The organism is Plantactinospora sp. CNZ320, assembly GCF_002846275.1.
The window spans coordinates 2,975,098-2,994,627 of the sequence record NZ_PJMP01000001.1 but is presented as its reverse complement, the minus strand read 5'-3'; the positions used below and the strand labels follow the sequence as shown (position 1 = coordinate 2,994,627).

General features: G+C 65.2%; 19 protein-coding genes and 1 other RNA gene. 13 read left to right on the top strand and 7 right to left on the bottom strand.

The features are described 5' to 3' along the window. Positions 1 to 47: 47 nt before the first annotated feature. Positions 48 to 920 (bottom strand): sulfite exporter TauE/SafE family protein, encoded by an 873-nt coding sequence (locus tag CLT71_RS13095; protein ID WP_101367342.1) that lies wholly within the window; start codon positions 918 to 920, stop codon positions 48 to 50. A gap of 134 nt (positions 921 to 1,054) precedes the next feature. Here CLT71_RS13095 and rnpB point away from each other — a divergent pair. Then, positions 1,055 to 1,497: RNase P RNA component class A (gene rnpB / locus CLT71_RS13090), an RNA gene on the top strand. A 680-nt stretch (positions 1,498 to 2,177) separates the two neighbouring features. Here rnpB and CLT71_RS13085 read toward each other — a convergent pair. The 3 genes from CLT71_RS13085 to CLT71_RS13075 form a co-directional block, all read right to left on the bottom strand. Next, positions 2,178 to 4,706 (bottom strand): BsuBI/PstI family type II restriction endonuclease, encoded by a 2,529-nt coding sequence (locus CLT71_RS13085; RefSeq protein WP_486483238.1) that lies wholly within the window; start codon positions 4,704 to 4,706, stop codon positions 2,178 to 2,180. Between the two features lie 181 nt (positions 4,707 to 4,887). After that, positions 4,888 to 5,919 carry a nucleotidyltransferase family protein gene (locus CLT71_RS13080; protein WP_101367341.1) on the bottom strand — a complete coding sequence of 344 codons (1,032 nt, stop codon included), beginning with the start codon at positions 5,917 to 5,919 and terminating at the stop codon, positions 4,888 to 4,890. Between the two features lie 3 nt (positions 5,920 to 5,922). Beyond that, entirely contained in the window at positions 5,923 to 7,014 is a 1,092-nt protein-coding gene (locus tag CLT71_RS13075; protein ID WP_101367340.1) for a DUF262 domain-containing protein, read from the bottom strand. Between the two features lie 814 nt (positions 7,015 to 7,828). On the opposite strand from CLT71_RS13075, the gene CLT71_RS13070 reads away from it, so the two are divergent. Then, positions 7,829 to 8,629 (top strand): XRE family transcriptional regulator, encoded by an 801-nt coding sequence (locus tag CLT71_RS13070; protein ID WP_486483237.1) that lies wholly within the window; start codon positions 7,829 to 7,831, stop codon positions 8,627 to 8,629. Between the two features lie 2 nt (positions 8,630 to 8,631). Beyond that, on the top strand, positions 8,632 to 9,099 hold the full coding sequence (locus CLT71_RS13065) for an NUDIX hydrolase (protein ID WP_101367338.1): 468 nt from the start codon (positions 8,632 to 8,634) through the stop codon (positions 9,097 to 9,099). A gap of 59 nt (positions 9,100 to 9,158) precedes the next feature. On the opposite strand, the gene CLT71_RS13060 is transcribed toward CLT71_RS13065, so the two are convergent. Then, positions 9,159 to 9,848 carry an HAD-IA family hydrolase gene (locus CLT71_RS13060; RefSeq protein WP_101367337.1) on the bottom strand — a complete coding sequence of 230 codons (690 nt, stop codon included), beginning with the start codon at positions 9,846 to 9,848 and terminating at the stop codon, positions 9,159 to 9,161. Further along, positions 9,845 to 10,687 (bottom strand): GntR family transcriptional regulator, encoded by an 843-nt coding sequence (locus CLT71_RS13055; RefSeq protein WP_101367336.1) that lies wholly within the window; start codon positions 10,685 to 10,687, stop codon positions 9,845 to 9,847. Before CLT71_RS13055 ends, CLT71_RS13060 begins: the two co-directional genes overlap by 4 nt. A 139-nt stretch (positions 10,688 to 10,826) precedes the next feature. Between CLT71_RS13055 and CLT71_RS13050 the strand changes: the two genes are divergently transcribed. The 9 genes from CLT71_RS13050 (at position 10,827) to CLT71_RS36460 (ending at position 18,023) form a co-directional block, all read left to right on the top strand. Further along, positions 10,827 to 11,228, top strand: a complete 402-nt coding sequence (locus CLT71_RS13050) for a transcriptional regulator (protein WP_101367335.1) — start codon at positions 10,827 to 10,829, stop codon at positions 11,226 to 11,228. 297 nt (positions 11,229 to 11,525) lie between these two features. Next, the gene (locus CLT71_RS13045) at positions 11,526 to 13,124 is read left to right on the top strand and encodes an FtsK/SpoIIIE domain-containing protein (protein ID WP_101367334.1); all 1,599 of its coding nucleotides are present in this window, start codon (positions 11,526 to 11,528) and stop codon (positions 13,122 to 13,124) included. Beyond that, positions 13,121 to 13,372, top strand: a complete 252-nt coding sequence (locus tag CLT71_RS13040) for a hypothetical protein (protein WP_101367333.1) — start codon at positions 13,121 to 13,123, stop codon at positions 13,370 to 13,372. The genes CLT71_RS13045 and CLT71_RS13040 overlap by 4 nt, the downstream gene beginning before the upstream one ends. A gap of 47 nt (positions 13,373 to 13,419) precedes the next feature. After that, positions 13,420 to 13,569, top strand: coding sequence for a hypothetical protein (locus tag CLT71_RS13035; protein WP_486483236.1), 150 nt, complete (start codon positions 13,420 to 13,422; stop codon positions 13,567 to 13,569). Then, positions 13,566 to 14,168, top strand: a complete 603-nt coding sequence (locus CLT71_RS13030; RefSeq protein WP_101367331.1) for a DUF2637 domain-containing protein — start codon at positions 13,566 to 13,568, stop codon at positions 14,166 to 14,168. Before CLT71_RS13035 ends, CLT71_RS13030 begins: the two co-directional genes overlap by 4 nt. Beyond that, positions 14,165 to 15,916 carry a replication initiator gene (locus tag CLT71_RS13025; protein WP_101367330.1) on the top strand — a complete coding sequence of 584 codons (1,752 nt, stop codon included), beginning with the start codon at positions 14,165 to 14,167 and terminating at the stop codon, positions 15,914 to 15,916. The genes CLT71_RS13030 and CLT71_RS13025 overlap by 4 nt, the downstream gene beginning before the upstream one ends. Beyond that, positions 15,916 to 16,098: a helix-turn-helix domain-containing protein gene (locus CLT71_RS13020; protein WP_101367329.1), complete on the top strand. Its 183-nt coding sequence runs from the start codon at positions 15,916 to 15,918 to the stop codon at positions 16,096 to 16,098. Before CLT71_RS13025 ends, CLT71_RS13020 begins: the two co-directional genes overlap by 1 nt. Next, the gene (locus tag CLT71_RS13015) at positions 16,098 to 17,306 is read left to right on the top strand and encodes a site-specific integrase (RefSeq protein ID WP_101367328.1); all 1,209 of its coding nucleotides are present in this window, start codon (positions 16,098 to 16,100) and stop codon (positions 17,304 to 17,306) included. The genes CLT71_RS13020 and CLT71_RS13015 overlap by 1 nt, the downstream gene beginning before the upstream one ends. A 159-nt stretch (positions 17,307 to 17,465) precedes the next feature. Then, positions 17,466 to 18,023 (top strand): HNH endonuclease signature motif containing protein, encoded by a 558-nt coding sequence (locus CLT71_RS36460; protein WP_486483675.1) that lies wholly within the window; start codon positions 17,466 to 17,468, stop codon positions 18,021 to 18,023. A gap of 269 nt (positions 18,024 to 18,292) precedes the next feature. On the opposite strand, the gene CLT71_RS13010 is transcribed toward CLT71_RS36460, so the two are convergent. Then, complete coding sequence (locus CLT71_RS13010) at positions 18,293 to 18,637, bottom strand: hypothetical protein (RefSeq protein WP_143743454.1); 345 nt, start codon at positions 18,635 to 18,637, stop codon at positions 18,293 to 18,295. Positions 18,638 to 19,100: 463 nt separating this feature from the next. On the opposite strand from CLT71_RS13010, the gene CLT71_RS13005 reads away from it, so the two are divergent. Then, positions 19,101 to 19,439: an Imm51 family immunity protein gene (locus CLT71_RS13005; protein ID WP_101367326.1), complete on the top strand. Its 339-nt coding sequence runs from the start codon at positions 19,101 to 19,103 to the stop codon at positions 19,437 to 19,439. Positions 19,440 to 19,530: the final 91 nt, after the last annotated feature.

Sequence of the window (19,530 nt, the reverse complement as noted above, 5' to 3'; positions counted from 1 at the left end):
ACGGGGACCTCCCGTCCGTGAATCCGGTGAGCTCGGGCGGGGCCTGATCAGGTCAGCGAGCGGTAGAGCAGCAGCAGGCCGATCGCCGTACCGAATAGCACGATCACGGTCTTGAGCAGTTCCGGCGGCATCCGGCGGACGAGCCGCGCCCCCGCGTACCCTCCGATAATGGTTGCCGGGGCGACCACCGCGACGGCGGCCCAGTTCACCGGGCCGAACGCGGCGAAGGCGACGATCGTGGTCAGCCCGACCACGGCGGAGAGCAGGTTCTTGATCGCGCTGATCCGGGTCAGCGTGTCGTCCAGCACCAGCGCGAGCCCGGCCACCAGCATGACCCCGAGCGCGGCGCCGAAATATCCACCGTAGACCGCGCCGATCACGACCATGGCGTGCAGCGCGAGGGTCTGCCTGCTCCGTACCGTCGTCCCGCCGGAGGCGGCTGGGCGCCCGCCGCCCTGCTGGCTGCTCTCGCGGCTGCTCGCCGGGATGCTCTCGTGCCTGCTCGTCTGGATGCTCTCGTGCCCGCCCGCGTGGCTGCTCTTCTGGCCCACGAGGCGGCGAAGCTGGTCCTGGAACGCCAACACGGCGGTCGCACCCAGCACCAGGAACGGTACGGCCAGCTCGAACGCCCGCGCCGGAGTGGAGAGCAGCAGCGCGCACCCGGCGGCGGTGCCCAGCACCGTTCCGGGGACCAGCCGGAGCAGCCATTGCCGGTCCGGCAGGTCCATGCGGCTGCCCCAGACGCTTGCCAGATAGCCGGGGCAGACCGACATCGAGTTGCTCACGTTCGCCGGAATCGGTGGCAGCCCGACCGCGATCATGGCGGGAAAGGTGATCAGCGAACCGCCGCCGGCCACCGCGTTGACCATGCCCGCGGCGAGCCCGGCAGCGAGCAGCAGCAGCGCCTCGGGAAAATCCATAACCCGTCGAGGCTAATCGCGCGCCGTACCCGACCTCTCGGTGGCCCGCCCGGCTTCCCAAGGGGTACCCGGGGAGCGCCCCGGCCGGGTGGATCGCTCTTCGGGATCATCGCTACCATTGGGTACGCGACGGACGAGTCGACCGGGCGGTCGCGTCGGCGGGTCGAGTGCCCGCCGCCGAGGAACGTCCGGACTCCACAGGGCAGGGTGGTTGCTAACGGCAACCCGGGGTGACCCGCGGGAAAGTGCCACAGAAAACAAACCGCCGAGCGGGGTGGTTTACGCGAAAACGCGTGGATCGACCGGTTCGGTAAGGGTGAAACGGTGGGGTAAGAGCCCACCAGCATCTCGGGTGACCGGGATGGCTCGGTAAACCCCACCCGGAGCAAGGCCAAGAAAGGGCCCGTCGCCGAGAGGCAACGGCCCGCGCAGACGTTCGAGGGCGGCCCGCCCGATGTCTGCGGGTAGGCCGCTGGAGCCTGCCGGCAACGGTAGGCCGAGATGGATGACCGCCGCCGGCACCACCGGCAACGGTGCGTACCGGGCACAAAATCCGGCGTACAGGTCGACTCGTCCGTCGTACCTCAGGTCGCGGTCCAGATTACGGCCGTGACCTGCTTCTTTGTCTGGTGTCGTTGGTTGACCTTGGTCAGCGTTGGGCGGCATCTGACGGCCCGGTGACGGCCCAGACGGCCCAGGGACGGCCCAGGATTGATCTTTGAGGGGCTCGTTCCAGACCTATCGTGGGCGCGACCCGTGGCGGCCCGTTCGGCAGGCGGAGGGCGACACGCGGGCGGGGGGTCGGGCACGTCTTGGCGGCGGAGCTGGTGGCCGGTCCGGTGACTCGGTGGCAAGCCAGTCCGGGGTTTGGACTGGCGCGGCAGCCGGAAGCCAAGCGCTCGACGGCGACCAGCCCCGCCGGCTTCCGTCACGGCCTCGCTGGTACGGGCTCCTTTGGCCGTTAGGGCGGCGTCCCGGCGGCTGTCGGTGGCTTCCCGCCCCGGCGCCGAAGGCAGCCGGGGCGGCGTGCCGCCGGCCGGGCTTGCCGCCCCGCACCGCGCGGAGCGCGGTGCCTTGATCTAGAACAGAGCAAATCGGCAGTACTGCCTTCTTGCTGGATGTCCTCCTGCTGGAAACCTGCAATCTTCAGCGAAGACTGTTTCGTGCGGCGCGTGAGAGCAGGCCCGAGAAAATTGGACTCGGCTGCACCGCATGGCCTATCCAAGCGAGAGTGCATTTCCGCGTCTTGAGAAAGCCTCAGTCGGACGCGAGGTATGGGCCGAGAAACCGCTCGCCGTTAAAGTGAATCATGTGCGTTGGATTATCCGCACACCATACTTCGGTCTCCCATGAAATCTCGGACAGATACTTCCGCATTTCCTTGCGGCTCGGAAAGCAGGAGACAAAGACTAACCCGGCTGCGGAGCCCGCAAAGAGAGTTTGCAGCTCTGCGTGACGCTTGGCGTCGACAGGCCCGTGGCTGGGTGCCGCCTCCAGGAGGACGAGCCAGTTCTTGTCCTCCATATGTACGACGAGATCCGGCATCTTGCCGTGCTTGTCAACCGTGACGCCGAGCTTTGCGAGCGCAGGGACGTCAGAAAAAGCCCACTTTTCATCGGCGTCGCCGATGTAAAGAACTACCCCACCTGGTGTGAAGTAGCTACAGAAGTCGTTAATTATGACCCGCAAGAGCTCGTTTTGGCCGCCAGGGCTGAGTGAAACCTCCTGTCCTCCTGGGAGGGTCACAGGGATGCGCCGCATGGTCCTCTCTGCTGCGTAGGCTTCCAGTTGCCCCGGAAGGTCCGCCAGATATACGCGAAGCCCATTATCGAACCCGGGCGTGCCAGCGATCTGGATAAGAGCGAGGGCACGATCGGTGATCTGATAGCACCAATGAGGCGAGTTGACAGGCCGGTCGGGCCGGTCGGGGTTCTGAGCTATAAGGCCGGCGGCGGCGAACTGATGCAAGGTTTGCCGGCGGATCGTCTCCCGCGTGTTGGGCTTGTAGTCTCGACGGTAGTGCTGTCGTAGGAAGTCCATAATTTCGACAGTCCGCAGCATGGGATTTTGGGCGGCTTGCCAGGGCTGATCGGGCAGCAGGTTGAGTAGGGCACGTAGTACCAAGGCCGATCGCTCGTTGCTTCGCTCTGCGTCGAAGTTGAGTAATTCGAGCAACTGACGGCTCTCCTTCACTGACTCCGTTACATGGTCCTCCGACACCGTGCCTCCCTGTTCGGTCGCGTCGGCTGCGCCAAGTACGTGCCGCAGTACGAGGGCGTCGATCTCGTCTTGGCTCGGCCACTCGTCCGGTAGAACATCTTCGCTCAAGCGGCGCAGCTGGTTGGCATCAGGGTAGCGAAGGTTCCTCAGATCTGTTGCATTGACCTGTGTATGGCCGCTGAACTGGCGAAAGTGGGTATCCAGCAGGTTCGAGTTGAGCCAGATAGCCAAACCGACCGCTAGCGGCTCGTCCAAGCCTTTGCTGCCGCAATGAAAAACATTAAGGTGGTTCTCGAATCCGACTTGCGAGGCAGGAACTTCGGCAGGCCGGTATACCGACGCCACCACCCGCCTAGTCTCCTCCTTTGAAGAGAACCGCTTCACCAACACGTAGAAGTCAGCAGGGAGCAAGAGGCTAGCGGTCGAGGTCGTAGCAAGGATGGCATTTGGCTTGCGGTACCCAGGCAACGGCCAAGTAACTCGACCGTGCTGTAGATGCCCGGGGTAGATTAACGGAGCAGTGTCGGTGCTGGGCATGCTGCGCAGCGATTCCTTCGCTCGAAAATCGACGACCCGTCCGGTCGATACTTTGACGCCGAGATCGGACAGGGTGGCAGGTAGTTTGCCGACTATACTCGCTGCCCGGTCGTCATCGACGTCTGTAGGGATATGGAGGAATGATTCGGGATCATCTGGTTTGATAATGTCCTCGTAGGCGACAAGTCGTTCATGGGCAGGATCGGCGAAGCCTCGCGAAGTGACTACCGCAACCTTCTCGGGTCGGCGATCCCTCGTGCCGGTGAGAATGATGTTCTCTTGCAGGACCGAGAGGTCTGCAAATAGTGCACCTCGTTCCTGAAAGACGTTAAGCCGATCGATGCCTAGCATCGAAAAGAACTGCTTGCGGAATGGTCGGAAGTAGGTTCCGTTTGCAAAACTGCGGGGCGTGATGGCCACAAGTTGACCACCCTCAACTAGAAGGCGAGCGCCGAGGCCGAGAAATGCAGCGTATAAATTTGGAACTTCCAAGCCGACAGATCCAAGGTGGCGGCGCGCTGGTGAATTTCGATCTATCTTCCGGTATGGGGGATTCTGGATCACGAGGTCGAACCGCGGCTCGCCGACTAGGTCGAGCATGGCGGATACTCGGTCGGTGGCCCAAGGGATGAAGTCATCCCCGACGATCTTGTACTCCAGCCGGCTGCCAAGCGCCTGAGCGGTCTCCTGACAGTCATTCAAGGTCTGGCGCAGCGTGTCATGCAGCACTGATGCCAGTTCGATTGCAGTGACCTCCACCGTCAGGCTGGGCCGCTCTCGCAGTACTCGGGCAACTAGTGCAGCCGTCAACGAACCGGACCCGGCCCCCGGGTCTAGCAGCCTGAGTACGCCCTCCTTTGGCAGGGTCGGCTCGGTGGCAATGCGGTCAGCCACTATGCGAGGCGTAAAGAACTGGCCCAAGCTTCGCTGGTCGGATGGGTCGAGCAGCGTCAGAGCTGCACTGCGTCGTTCGTCCGTTCGTGTCAAGAGACTGTCGAGCAAGAGATCAGGTTCCGGGTTCGCTGCCACACCGCGAGGGTACCGGTCAGCCTGCACAACTCCGAGTCGACGAGGCCTCCTACCCGAGCCCTTTGTGCATGCGAAGCTCGTCCAGCCGTGCGCCTTCGACCCAGAAACACCCTAAGCCCGCCCCACTCCGCAGGCTTGGAGTCAACGAGATGGTGCCGGCTCCCTGCGGGGATGGCTCTAGCTAGCTGGTCTCAACACCTATCAGCTGCGCATCGACGGCTGACGTCGGAGTGGTCTGTGCGGGAAGCATGACTGCCCGTGGTGCTCTCTCAAGGGGCAGCTGCAATTCAGCGAGCACATGCGGATACAAGAATACTGTATCTCTGCCCCTTCTCGAGATGTACTTCTTGAATTCTGTCCGGTGCTGCTCGGCTAGGTACTGCACGATCGCTCTGTAGGGTGACCAGTCAAGATTATGTTCGCCGCCGTACTTCTCCTTTCCGGTCTCAAGCAGTAGCCGGAATGACTCCTCGTTTCCAATGGAAAGCCGCGTGAGCAGCTCAAAGATTCCTGTTGCCAAGCGGCGGACGTCGACAGGGAGCTGATCTTCGGCCCAGTGGCTCTTCAGTAGGGAGATGAGGGCGTTGATGGTCTGGAAGCGTTGATGGTCTTTAGGTAGCGCCGGGCTGCTCTCGAGGTACGCCATACTTGCAATGGTCACCTCTGCCTGCTCTAAGGCGGCCTTTGCCTGATGAGCAACCCGCTCGCGACGCCAATTCACGTTATCGGACTTGTAGATCAGGTCGTGGGTGGCAATGATCCAAGCATGTTGTAAAAACGTCCGTACCTGAACCTCGAACAGTGTGCCCTCCAGTCCAGAGGGTGGACCATAGCCCTGATCGCGATATCGCAGATAGAGCCTTAGGTCGTCGAATCTAAAGTCGAAAGGCTCCTTTTTAGTTACCTCACGAGAAGGCGGTCTGCTGTAAATTGGATCGCCATATAGATCAACTATCGCTGACTCCGCATCGCTAATCGCGAGATAGTTTGGGACTACTAGTGCGCATCCGAAGAAATCCTCGACGGCGTTCGGGTCGCCGGGGCGCCCGCATTCGATCTTGAGTGCAAAGCTCTGCTCCGACTTAACGCGGCTTTCGTAATGCCAGGCCGACCGTTTTCGATTCATAATATCCCGATCGACCTCTAATTTTAGCTTCTCTGCAACTTTGCGCTGACGCTGATACGCCGAACGAATATGCTGCTCGATCTTCATGCGTTAGTCTCGGTTTCGTCCGAACAAGGCAGACTCAAGGGCCTTGAGTCGATCTCTTCGCTTTGGCTCTTCGGTCATCGCCCCTACGGAAGCTGCCTTATACAGTGCCACATCACTGTCAAGTGCTGCGGAAGCGACGATGCCGGTCTCGTCCACTTCGTAATTCTTTACCGCGCCCATGAAATCCTGGTAGCGCCGGCAGAAGTCGCTAATATCCTTGGGACTCACAGGGTTTCGATGGAGCGCGCTCCAGAGGGTGTATAGGTTGTAGAACGGTTGGGCCGTCTTGGAGATGATTCCCGAGTCCGATTCGAGGGATTCGAGCGTCTCGCGTACCCGCATGAAGCCCGCCTTGAAGGCTTCCGTGTCGAACTCACTTTCTTCGCTCTCTGGCGAATCATACTTAGCGTACAGCTGGTCGAGATCGTCTTGGCTGAACCCACTGATGTCGCCGTGCAAGATTACGCTCGCGAGTTCAGATATGTTCTGAACGTCTGCCATCCGTCTTTCCTTCGCGCGGGTGCGAACCTTAGCGACGGTCCAGATGGGAGCAGCAACTTCATCTTCAAGAAAGCTGATGAGCCAGCCGTCATAACGAGCATGGCGAAGTTCTTGCGCAGTTAACTTGCTGGCGTTCTTGTTGAGGCGGGAGAAAACGTCATTGATATCTAGCACGCTGGCGTCATCGAGTTCTTCGATGGTAATTCTATAGTTCCACAATAGACGTCGAATTGAAGGGTCCTTAAGGTCGCCCCATCGCTTGCCATTGAACCTGATATCGCCGAAATCCTCAGAGAGCGCGTATGCATTCTTTACGAACATGAGAATTGTCGAGATGCGTTGCTTGCCATCGACGACGTGGTAGGTGGTGCGCCCAGTTTCGTCGTCAATCGTCTTGTGAAGGAAGATCGCTGGCGACGGATAGTTTCGGAATACTGTATCCATGAAAAAGCGACGGTCTTTGAGGGTCCATACGCTCTTTCGCTGGTAGGATGGGTCGAGATCAAGCTGCTCGTTCTTCTCAAGGTCGAGCAACCAAGTTACGTCATAGGTTGTGACTACACGTTCTACGCGCCGCAACGGCTCATTAGCCATAATGAACGTCCTGCTTCCAGAATGCTTTTCATTAAGATCGGGTATGGTAACCCAGGCGCCGTCTTGATGCTGCTGTGTGTCGCCCTAACACGCGGTTGTCAGAAAACTGACTGAATGGCCGCTGGTGCAAACTTCCGCCGAATTTGTCTCAAGACGATCGCTATGCGCTAATTACGGATAAATCGGAACCGTTATCGTAAGTGGTCGTCTCAACGGCCGGCCGAGGACTTGCGCCCCCCCGCCACTCTCCCTCTAGAGGGGCCGACATTCGCCCGGATGGCAGCGATGGAGGGGGCAGCGGGTTCCGTCGGGCAGCGGCCGGTCGCAGATGACACGATAGTGATTGACCTGGTCGCCTTCGTAGGTGACGGTGCTTTCGCCCCGGTCGAAGTCGGGAAGGAATAGGAAGATGTCGGCGACCAATCCCGCTCTTTCGAATGCTGCGCCTACGTCTGCTGCCCGGAAGGGTATGTGTAAGACGAAATATTCTTCCGGCTCGGCGGGTTCTGTCACCCATGCTGGGTGTTGACTTGCCCGTGGGGTGATCGAGTTTCGGGGTGGCCACTCTCTGGGGCGTCGGCGTCCGGACACGTCCCGTTCTCCTGTCGGTCCCGGAGTCGGGGCGCGGGCTAGAGGGTGATGACCCGCACCCCGACCGTAGGTGTCGTACTCACCTGCCCTCGCGGCCATGGCGGCGAGCACGGGAACAGGGACAATTCCGTACGACGGTGTGTAGTCAACGGCTGGTGGCGGGTACGGCGCATCCGCCCTGGTGGACTGCTGGTCGACGTCTGAGGGCGTTGAGAAACGTCCTGTGACGGGCTTGAAACGTCCGGTGCAGGAAACGTCCAATAGAGAGATGAATGAACGTCTGCGGACGGTGATGGTTCGTCGTGGCGTACGGGTTGAGGATCTGGCCGATGAATGCGGCGTTGACCCGAAGACGGTAGAGCGGTGGATCAGCCTGGGCCGGGTTCCGCATCGGCGGCATCGGTGGGCGACGGCCCGGCGGTTGGGTGCGGAAGAGGCGTACCTGTGGCCGGCGGTGCTCGCGTCGGTCGCCGGTAAGCGGGACGAGGCCAGTCGTGCGGAGTTGATCGAGGTATTCCCGGATCGGGCGTCGGTGCCGCGTGAGACGTGGCTGCGGCTGCTGACGGAGGCCCAGGAGCGCATCGACGTGTTGGTGTTCTCCGGGACCTTCTTCGCGCAGACACAGCCTCGGGTGGCGCGCATGCTCGCTGACCGCCTCTCGGCCGGGGTGCAGGTCCGGTTGTGCTTCGGCGACCCGGCAAGCGAGGCGGTAGCGGTCCGGGGCCGGGAGGAAGGGCTTGGCGGCACGCTTGCGGCGAAGATCCGGGCGTCGTTGACGTACTACCGGGAGCTGGCCGGCGTGGACGGGTGTGAGGTTCGGCTTCATCCGACGACGCTGTACGCGAGCCTGTTCCGGTACGACGACGAGATCCTGATGAACCCGCATGCGTACGGTGAGCCGGCGTCGGCCAATCCGACGTTCCATCTCCGTAAGGTCGACGGTGGCGGGCTGTTCGAGCACTACGCGGCCAGCTTCGACCGGGTGTGGGCTACGGCGGTGCCGTGGCTGGGGACGGAGGTCTGAGGATGGGTCGCGTCGAGCACTGGAACGATCCGGACGCGCCGAAGGCGAACACGCTCGTTCCTGCCTGCGGGGTGCTGGCGGTCGACGACCAGGGCGCAATCCTGCTGCAACGGCGACGCGACACCGACCAGTGGGCGTTGCCGATGGGCAAGATGGAAATCGGTGAGACTCCCTCAGGGTGCGCCGTCCGGGAGACCCTGGAAGAGACCGGGGTCGAGGTCGAGGTGACCGGCATCGTCGGCGTCTACTCCGACCCGGGGCACATCGTGGCGTACTCCGATGGTGAGGTTCGTCAGGAGTATGAGGTCACGTTGCTGGCCCGGCCGGTTGGTGGTGCTCCGGCGGCCAATGACGAGGCGAGTGACGTTGCCTGGTTCCTGCCGGACGAGCTGGCGGGTCTGGACATCCATCCGACGATGCGGCGCCAGATTGCGGACTACCTCGCGGGGCGGGTGCCGCACGTCGACTGAGGGCACGAGAAACGCCCCGGGAATGATCACCGGGGCGCTCGTGTGCGGGGTGGGTGCTGCTACAGCTCGTCGACGGCGAAGGCGGCTACCAGTTCGGCCATGCTGTCGATGACCGCGTCCGCTGCGGCAAGCCGTTCGCGTTTGCCGGGCTTGTTGGCGTACCCAATGGCGGCGACTCCGGCGGCGTGGGCGGCTTCGATGTCGCTGACCGAATCACCGACCAGGACGCAATGCGCAGGATCGGCGTGCAACTCGCGGACGGCGTCCAGGACCGGGGCGGGATTCGGCTTCATCCGGTTCGGGTTGGCGTGGGCGCGGCCGATGACTGGGTGTACGTAGCTGGTGAGCCGGCGACCGGTCAGGTAGGCGTGGACGGCGTCGGCGGAGTTGTTCGAGACCACGGCGACCCGGCGGCCGGTCTGGTGTGCGGCGACGATGACCTCACGGCCGTACGGGGTCGGTTCGGCGGTACGGGCCGCGGTGACCTCTTCGCGGGTCAGTGCCTCGTCGACCTGGCGGACGACGGCGGGGCGGCCCAATGTGGCGGTGAATCGTAGGACGGCCAGCGGGTCGGGTTCGTGCAGGATGTCGGCGGGGAGGGTCACGCCCTGGTCGACGAGCAGGCGGCGCAGTTCGTGGGCGACGGTCGAGGCGGGGCGTTGGGCGAAGATGCTGCATATCGGTCCGTCGAAGTCGAGCAGGATGACGCGGGCGCGGTCGACGACGGCGGTGAGGTCGGCGGGGCTCACGAGGCGTACTCGCGGGCGATGGTGGTCCACATGCTGTCGAACCAGGCGCGGGCCTGTTCGACGTAGAGGGCGTCATTGGAGGAGTCTTCGTCGCTGGGCGTGAACGGGAACAGGATCGCGTCCTTGCCCATGGCGTCGTAGATCGCCATCGGCTTGCCGTCGACCATCACGGTGTGCTCGACCACGGGGTAGAAGCCGAAGAACGCTTCCTGTTCGTTGATGATGAACAGCTTGAACAGCGGGGCTGCCTTGTGTGCCCGTACCTCTGCGGTGGCGGTCTTGACCAGGCCCAGGTCTGCGAGTTCCTGTACGGCGTCGGTCACGGCGTGGATCGACCGATCGGTGATGCGGCGGGCGCGCTCGCGGATGGCGGGGTCGTCGGCCTGGTCCTCGGCGCGGCAGGGGATCGCCATCGGGGCGGTCATGTCGGAGATCAGTACCCGTAGCCGGATCGACTCCGGGGTGAGTCGGCCGATGCGTACCTTGTCCAGGGTTTCTTGGATGGCGTTGTACAGCGTCTCGCCGGAGAAGCCGGCGAAGTCGATCGTGACGTTCGTGGTCTCGAAGGCGCGTTCAACGTGCGGACGAAGTCCTACCGGGCGTTCGGTGTTGGCGCGGACGAAGGTGCCGCTGCCCTGGCGGGTGACGATCAGCCGTTCCTCTTGCAGCTTGCGTAGCGCTGCCTTGATCGTCTCGCGGGCGACGCTGAACCGCTCGACGAGATCGTGTTGTGACGGCAGTTTTTCGCCCGGGGCGAACCTGCCGGTTTTGATCTCGGCGCGGAGTACGGCAGCGATCTGCTGCGACGGGGTGCGCGGGTCATCAGGGTCAAGACTCATGGCCGGACACTACCTCTGACTAGCCAAGCTAGGAAAGTTCCCCAACTGTCATTGACATGACTAGCCAAGCCGACCTACCTTTGATCCACACCACCTGGCTAGTCAAGCCAGCCAGGGAGACAAGTGGAGGTATTGAGCGATGGCTCTGCGTGGCGGTACGAGGTTCGCCGTGCGTTGTGAAGACGTGTTCCCGGCGGGGTGCGCGTTGGTGCCCGAGTCGCTGGGTGAGGTGGAGGACTACGACGAGAAGACGGGGCGGCGGTCTCCGGCGAAGGACAAGGTCACGGGTCAGCGGGTGTGGCAGGTCCGCGTGATGGACCTCGACCCCGAGTTGGGCAAGCGGTCGCGGGAGACGACGGTCAAGATCTCGGCCGACTACCAGCCCGTACCGCCGACCGGTGCGCCGTTCGAGGCGGTGGAGTTCGAGGGCATGACGGTCACGCCGTACGTGGCGAGCAACGGCCGGATGGCGTACTCGCTGCGGGCTACCGCGATGCGTGCCCCGGCCGGTGTTGCCGGCAAGCAGAAGGCGGCTGCGTAGCCGCTTCAAGGTGGGCGGGGCTGTCTGATCTTGGCGGAACGGCAGCCCCGCCCCTCTCTGTCTTCCCCCTGCTCGTGACGAGAGAGGTAGTGACGTGTCCAAGCGTAGGCGTCCGGCTGGCCGTGACTGGCCCCGGTGCAGCGTGTGTCAGTCCCGGTTCGACCCGGCCACCGGTGGTGAGGGCCGGTGCGGTAGTTGCGTCAATCAGCTCGTCCTTCCGCTGCCTGCGGTGCGGGACGCATCGGGCCGGTTCGTGTCCCTGCGGGGTGCCAAGTGATCGGGCGGCCTCGCGGTGAAGTGGTGACGACTTCGGCGGGTGACCTGTTGATCGCCCGGCCGAAGCGGTTCGAACTGCCGGTCTGGGCGGTGCTGCTTGGTCTGCTGCTGCGCTGGTCCTGGCGGGCGGCCTGGTGGTGCCTGCGTCACCCGGTCGCCACCGGCACGGCGATCCTGGCTGTCTGGCTCTACGTCGAGCACGGCTGGCCCGGCCTGGTCGTTCCGGCGGTCCTGCTGTCGGCGGCCTCGGCGGTGTGGCGCTGGCGGCACGAATCATCGTGGTGGACCTGGTTCGCGGGTCCGCTGCTGGGCTCGTTCCGGCGGGTGTTCGTCTACCGCCGGGTGTGGCGCGAGGCAATGACCCTGTGCGGGCTGTCCGCGAAGTACGACCATCGGATCGTCCTGCCGGAACTGTTGGCCGTCCGCTCAGATCCGGCGCTCGACGTGCTGACCATCCGGATGGTCCGAGGTCAGACGCCGGAAGAGTTCCAGGCGGTCACGGCCAACCTGGCGTACGCCTTCGGCCGGCGGCATGCCCGTGTCTACGCCGAGCGCCCCGACGATCCGCCGATCCGTACCGGCCGGGCCGCGTGGCTGCTGCGGGCGGTCGACCGGGTCCGGTTCCGGGACCGTCCGACGGTCGTCTACCTGGCCCTGGTACGAACCGATGCGCTGCGTACCGTCGTCCCACCGTTCCCGGTCCCGTCGGTGCCGGACTTCACCGCGCTTCCGCTGGCTCGGCGGGAAGATCTGCGTACCTGGTCGCTTCACCTGCTGGCGACACACGTCCTGGTCGGCGGTGCGACCCGGCGCGGCAAGGGCTCCGTGCTCTGGTCCCTGGTTCGGGCTCTCGGCGGCGGCGTCGCCTCCGGGCTGGTGCGGCTTTGGGTCATCGACCCGAAGGGCGGGATGGAGTTCGCCATCGGCCGGCCGATGTTCGCCCGGTTCGCGTGCAAGTCCTTCGAAGCGATGGCGGACCTGCTCGACGAGGCCGTAGAGGTACTGCGGGAACGGCAAGCCCGGCTGGCCGGCCTCGTCCGGGTACACACCCCGACCGAAGCTGACCCCCTGGTCGTGGTCGTCATCGACGAGATGGCCGCGCTGACGGCATACCTGCAAGACGCCGACCTGCGCAAGCGGATCGCGTCGTCGCTGGGGGTGCTGCTCTCCCAGGGGGCCGGCGTCGGGGTCCTGGTCGTCGCCGCGTTGCAGGACCCGCGCAAGGAGGTACTGCCGTTCCGTGACCTGTTCCCGACCCGGATCGCGCTCGGCCTGACTGAGGCGTCGCAGGTCGACATGGTTCTCGGTGACGGTGCCCGGAACCGGGGTGCGCTGGCCGACCAGATGCCCCGATGGGCCAAGGGCGTCGGGTACGTGATCCTCGACGGCACCCCGGAACCGATGCGGGTCCGCTTCTCCTACGTCACCGACGACGACATCCGGGCCATGGCCAGCCAGTACCCGGCACCGGCCGATGCGGCGGACATCCTCGCCCAGGTCGGCCGGGAAACCGCCACCGAACCGGCCCGCGTGCCGCTGCCCCGGCGCCCGTCCGGGCCGCTACTGCCCGAATCGCTGCGGAACCTGCTCGACCGGGACAACGGCGGTGAACGCCGATGACCGCCCCGTCCCGACGGCGGTTCTACCGGCTCCGCACCCCGGAACCCACCACGGCGGTATCCGTCCGCGTCGACCCCGACCGGCCCGACCCGTACCCGATCTATCTCGCCGTCGGCGCGGGCCGGCGCCGGATGTCGCTGACCCCCGACGAGGCGTGGGCGCTGTGGCGCTGCCTCTCCGAAGCGGTCGCCTCCCTCGGCGACCCACCCGACCACATCCGCACCGACGTCCGCCCGCACCGGAGGTAACCGTCGTGAACCCCTTCACCCGACTCGCCAACAGACTCCGTCGCCCGATGCGTGTGCAGATCACTGGGCCGGCTGACCAGGTCGCCGCCGCGCTGCACGGGATCGCGGGAATGGTCAACCGCCGTGGCGACATCGTCGGTCCGCGCATCCGTCTCGACCTGACCATCCGGGAGAAGTCGAACGGAGGTCAGCAGTGATTCGCCACCGGGTCGAATCCGTCGCACGGGTGCTGATCCTGCTCGCCATCGGCGGGATGGCCGGCGCCGCTGCCTTCACCCACGTCCACGACCTCACCGTCGCCCACGGCCAACCCGACTGGATCGGCTGGGCCAACGCGGTAGCCGTCGAGCTGATGGCCATCTACCTCGGCCTGGAGATTCGCGCTCGGCGTCGCAACGGCCGGCCCGTCGGCCTGGTCGGCGTACTCCTGGTCGGGTTCGCCCTGCTGTCCCTGGCGGCCCAGGTCGCCGAAGCCGAACCGTCGGTGTGGGGCTGGATCGTCGCCGCCGTTCCCTCGCTGGCGTTCCTCGCCCTGGTCAAAGTCGTACTGTCCAGCGCACCCGTGACAACGGAACCCGCTGCCGACCCGGCGCCCGTCGAACCGGTGGCGGCCGTCGTCGAGCAGCCCGACCCAGAACCGGAACCCGTTCGGCAAACCGAGCCGACCGACCATCTACCCGTCCCCGTCCCCGTCCCCGTCCCCGTCGTCACGTCCGAACCGGTCCCGTCGGCGGTCCGGCCTCCGCTGGGCGTGGTCCGCGCGGATCGTCCCCAGGTCGTCGGGATCGTGCGATGACCGCTCCGACGTTGCCCGGCCTCGCCCCGGCCGCCCCGGTCGTCGAGCCTCCTCGACCGGGGTCCCGGGCGGCACGGATGGGCCTGCCCCGTGCGGTGGACGTACTGCGCGACATCGCCACCGAATACGGGGTCTGCATCCGCCCCCTGGCCATGCGCCGCACCGACCTCGCCACCGGGTTGACCGAGGTGATCGACCTACCGTGCGGCGCGACCCGGGAAGACAAATGCCCACCGTGCGCCAAGAAGAACCGCCGACTGCGGCAGGCGCAGATCCGGGAGGGCTGGCACCGCGACGACGAGCCGCTACCGCCCCCGGAACCTGCGACAGAGGAACAGAAGGCGCTGATCCTGCTGCGCGGGCACCTGGAGTTCTCCCGCGACGAGGCATCCCGGGCGTCCCAGCTGGACCAGGTGGCCGACCTCGACGAGGCAATCCGGGAGGTGGAAGAGGCGATCGCAGCGGAAGGGCTCCGGGGACGGGTCGCACCCCCGCACTCGACCGGCGACGACGACCAGGGCGACGAGGACACCGGCCGGCGACGGAAGCGGTCGACCAAGCGGCGGCAGGATACGCCCGAGCTGCCTCGGCGCAAGGTCGAACGGCGCACGGTCGGGAAGACGTACACCGCCCCGGACGGCTCGACTCACCGGCCGTCGATGTGGTTGACGCTCACGCTGGACTCGTATGGCCCGGTCCGCTCGGACGGCACCCCGGTCAACCCTGGCCGGTACGACTACCGCCGGGCGGCCTGGGACGCTGTCCACTTCCCCCGGCTCCTCGATCGGTTCTGGCAGAACCTCCGGCGCTGTGAGGGCTGGAACGTCCAGTACGCCGGGTGTGTCGAGCCGCAACGACGACTCGCCCCACACGCGCACTTCGCCATCCGGGGCACCATTCCCCGGGAGGTACTGCGGACCGTGGCGGCGGCGACTTACCACCAGGTGTGGTGGCCGTCGACCGACGTGCAGCGGTACACCCTCGACCGGCTCCCGGTCTGGGATGAGCAGGCGTCGGCGTGGGTCAACCCGGACACCCACGAGCCGCTGACCACCTGGACGGAAGCGCTGGACGCGCTCGACGACGACCCGGACGCGGAACCGGTACACGTCGTGCGCTTCGGCGCCCAGGTCGACGCGCGTGGGGTCATGCCTGGCACCGAGGACGCGGAACGGACCATCCGGTACGTAACGAAGTACATCACCAAGCACACGGGCGACTGCCACAAGATCACGACTGGTCGGCAGCGAGCCCACCTGGACCGGCTGTGGCAGGAACTCCAAGTGACCCCGTGTACCGACCGGTGCGCGAACTGGCTGCTCTACGGCGTCCAGCCAAAGAAGGCACACGCGCGACTGAAACCGGGTCGCTGCAAGGGCAAGGTGCACCAGCGGGACACCCTCGGCATCGGCGGCCGGCGCATCCTCATCTCCCGTGACTGGTCGGGCAAGACGCTCTCCGACCACAAGCACGACGCGCGGGCCTGGGTGCGGGCGCTGCTCGGCGTGACGGTCGGCCTGGACGGGGTCGACGACCAGGGCGCCACCGTCGAACCGGTCCGGCACGCGTGGGAACTCGCCCGACCCGACGATCCCGACGTAGGGCCGCTCGCTCACCGGTTGCTGCGGTCGATCAGCGAGCGTGCCCGCTGGCGCTCCGAACTCCTCGCCGCGCGGGACCGGGCTGCCCAGCTACCGGGGGACGGAGCGGCGACGGCAGCAGACGGCACAACGGGGGAGGGGCTGTGATGGTGGCGAACGATGGACTCTGGACGATCCGGGAAGTGGCGGCGTACCTGCGGGTGCCGACGGAGACGCTTTACCGCTGGCGCAAGGTCAAGTACGGTCCGCCGGCGGCCCGGGTCGGTCGACACCTGCGGTACGAGCCGGAAGCAGTCCGGTCGTGGGTACGTCAGCAGGCGGCGGCCTGATGGGACACGTGGAAGATCGCTGGTACGACGTCGTCCGGCACCCTGGCGGCCGTAAGGAACGGGTCAAGTCCGACCGGTTCGGCAAGGGACTCCGGTACCGGGTCCGCTACATCGGGCCGGACGGCCGGGAGCGAAGCCAGTCATTCCCCGACCGGGCTAAGCGGGACGCTGAGGCGTTCCTCGTCTCGACCGAGACGGACAAGCTCCGTGGCTCCTACGTCGATCCCGTCGCCGGTCGGATGACCTTCGCCGAGTACGCCGAAACCTGGCTGCGGACGAGGTCGTTCGACGAGTCGACCCGGGAGGTCACGGAGTTTCGGGTACGCAAGCATCTGCTGCCATTCTTCGGCTCTCGGCAACTGGCCTCGATCAAGCCGGGCCACGTCCGGGAGTGGGATGCCAGCATGGTTGGCAAGCTGGCCCCGGCGACCCGATCCGTGATCTTCGCGCACCTGCGGACCATCCTCGGCGCGGCGGTCGATGACGAGCGGATCGCCAAGAATCCGTGTTCGGCAAAGTCGGTCAAGGCCCCGCGACCGGTGCAGCGTCGGGTGGTGCCGTGGCGGTACGAACAGGTTTCGGCAATCCGCGGTGCCCTCGCCCAGCGGTACCGCGCCATGGTCGACCTGGGCGCCGGCTGCGGGCTGCGGCAGGGTGAGATTCTCGGCCTCGGGGTCGATGACATCGACTTCGACGCGGGATGGGTGCACGTCTGCCGTCAGGTCAAGCTCGTCCGTTCCCGGCTGGTGTTTGGCCTTCCGAAGAACGACCGGGACCGCCGGGTACCGCTGCCCGACTCCGTTGCCCAGGCACTGAGTCAGCACATCGACGACTTCGCCCCGCTGTCGCTCACGCTGCCGTGGGAGAACCCGGCCGACGACGAGCGGGTCACGGTGCCGTTGCTGTTCACCACCACCCGGCGCGGTGCGATCAACCGGCGCACCTTCGACGGCAAGAGCTGGCGCCCGGCTGTCGAGGCGGCCGGCATCACGCCGACCCGGGCGACCGGGATGCACGCGCTACGCCACTTCTACGCCTCGGCGCTGCTCGACGCGGGGGAGAGCATCAAGGCGCTGGCGTCGTACCTCGGCCACGCTGACCCCGGGTTCACGCTCCGGGTGTACACGCATCTGATGCCGGCGAGCGAACAACGCACCCGCCGCTTTATTGATGCCGCCTTCCGACAAGAAGACGAAACTGATTCTTGATTCGATGTTGGCTTCGGCGCTGCGCGTGCCCCTGCTCGCCGAGCTTGTCGGTCATCCTCAGTAGCATCCCGCTGCGGTAGCCGTTGCGGCTGGAGAGGATGAGTTGTGGGTCGTTCGCGTAGTGGTACGCCGAGCCTTTACCGGATCGCCGAGTACTGGATGAACGGCGATCGTTGGAAAGAGGTGTTCCCGGGCATCTCTGACAAGGGCGGGGCTTGGGCGCATCCCTTCTGCTTCAGGTGCTGCTGGCCGGCGCCTCGCCAGGCATCCAACGCTACCCTGGGCGGCCGGTGGAACTCGGCCAGTGGTTGGTTGGAGAAGGCGCACCTACATGCTCACAAACGTGGAGGGACCGTCCTTCCAGAGAATTTAGTGCCACTCTGCCCTGTCTGTCACAGGCTGATGAGGAGTATTGAGGATCAACGAGAGAGTGTCTCGTTCGTCAGAGACGGTCCTGCTGCGGATCCTTTGTGGTCGTGCTACTCAAGGTCGGTCTTTGAGCGCGACTTCGGTCCCCTCGGACTGTCGAAGTCGGTCCTTGTGCGTGAAGCCTACGGAAGATTCATCGAAGTTCAGCGATTTATGTGGACGTTGGATCCCCTTGATCCGGAATCCCTCGATCGAGGCAAGAGAATGATCATCAGCCTGCACGGTGCTCTCGGGGTGTCGCTGGCTCGGGAGGTTGACCCAGAGTGGGCTAAGGGATCTGGGATCTGAGCGACCCTTCGGTAGCCCAACGGCCCGGCGACGGCCCACAGTGGTTGTCGCCGGGCTCCGCCCCTGGCCAGCAAGGCTGTCACGGTCATAATCCGGCGTACAGGTCGACTCGTCCGTCGCTCACCAGGTCAGAGCCGTGATCATGGCTCTGACCTGGTCGTTTGTTCTGGCGCTGGTTGCCGTTTGATGGTCAGCGTTGGGCGTCGTTTGACGCCCTGAGACGCCCGGGGCCCTGATCTTGGCGGTGTTACGGTCCGGATCGACTCGACTCAGGCGATGACCTGATAGCGGGCGAGTATCGACAGGACCGTTTCGACGCGGGCTGTCAGGACTTCGTCGGCCGGGTGGTGGACCTGTACGGAGGTGATGGTGGAGCCGGAATCGTTGGCCAGCTCCAGACGGAGCGTGCTGGTTCCGACGAGGGAATAGCCGTACCACCCCTGCGGGTCGTCGGCGTCCGTATCGTTCAGACCTGCTTCGACGGCGTTCCAGTCCCAGTCGTCTGCCTCGTAATCGACCAGGGCGGCTAGCGACTCGATCAGGGCGCGGACGTTCGCCGTGAGGATCCAACTGACGGTGCTTGCAGATGCGCTCGTTTCGAGGCTGCCGGTCATCTGGCCAGAGTAGATCGGTGGGAGGTCGGCCCTGCGGTCCATCCGCACCGGACATGCGCGGACGATGGGCCGGCGGGCCGGTGGCAAGCCAGCCGGGGGTGTGGACTGGCGCGGGCACCCGGAAGCCGGCACCGCGACGGCTACCAACCTCTCCGTACCGCCTGGCGGTGGTCGAACACGCCGAGTTGCGGTCTGATCCCTCCTCGGCTCGAACCTGGGCCGACCGGCAGGATGACCGGGTGGAACGGGACACCCTGGTCACGCTTCCCGTGCGGGGACAGGCTGACACTTCCAACTCTTCCTCACGCCTGACGGCACCCGTGTCGTCGCCTGCCTCGCGGTCCGCCGGGCTGGGCGGAGAGGCTGCACGCCCGTAGCTCGCTGCCCGACCGTCCCAGCTCGGCACGCGCGGGCGGCTGCCAGATTCTTGTCGCCGGCTACCGGCGGCTGCCAGGCTTCCCGAATGACCTTGCTTCTGATGATCGAGACTACTCCCGGTGAGTATTCGCTGCTGTTGAATGCAGGGACGACGCCGGTTGACGACCTGGTCGAGGAGCTCAATCACGAGCCCAACGGATATTTCTGGGAAGGCGTGGCGCAGGTTCTCGTCAGCACCGAGGCTCAGTCGCTCGAAGGTCGATTCGCCTATGCCTCCGAGGGGGGCACGTTCTGTGCTCACGGCACCGATCGAGGGGCGCTGGAAGAGCTGGAAGCGCGGATGAACGCGGTCGCCACCGACGCCGAACGCATGCGTCGACTGGTCACGGAGGCCGAGGCGAGCGGTTTCGAGTTCGACGACTGACAGTCAAGGTAGCCAAGTCCCCACCGCATAGCCCGGACGCCCTGGCGACGCCCCGAGTACGCCCTGATCTTGCGCTCAAGTGACCTTGCCT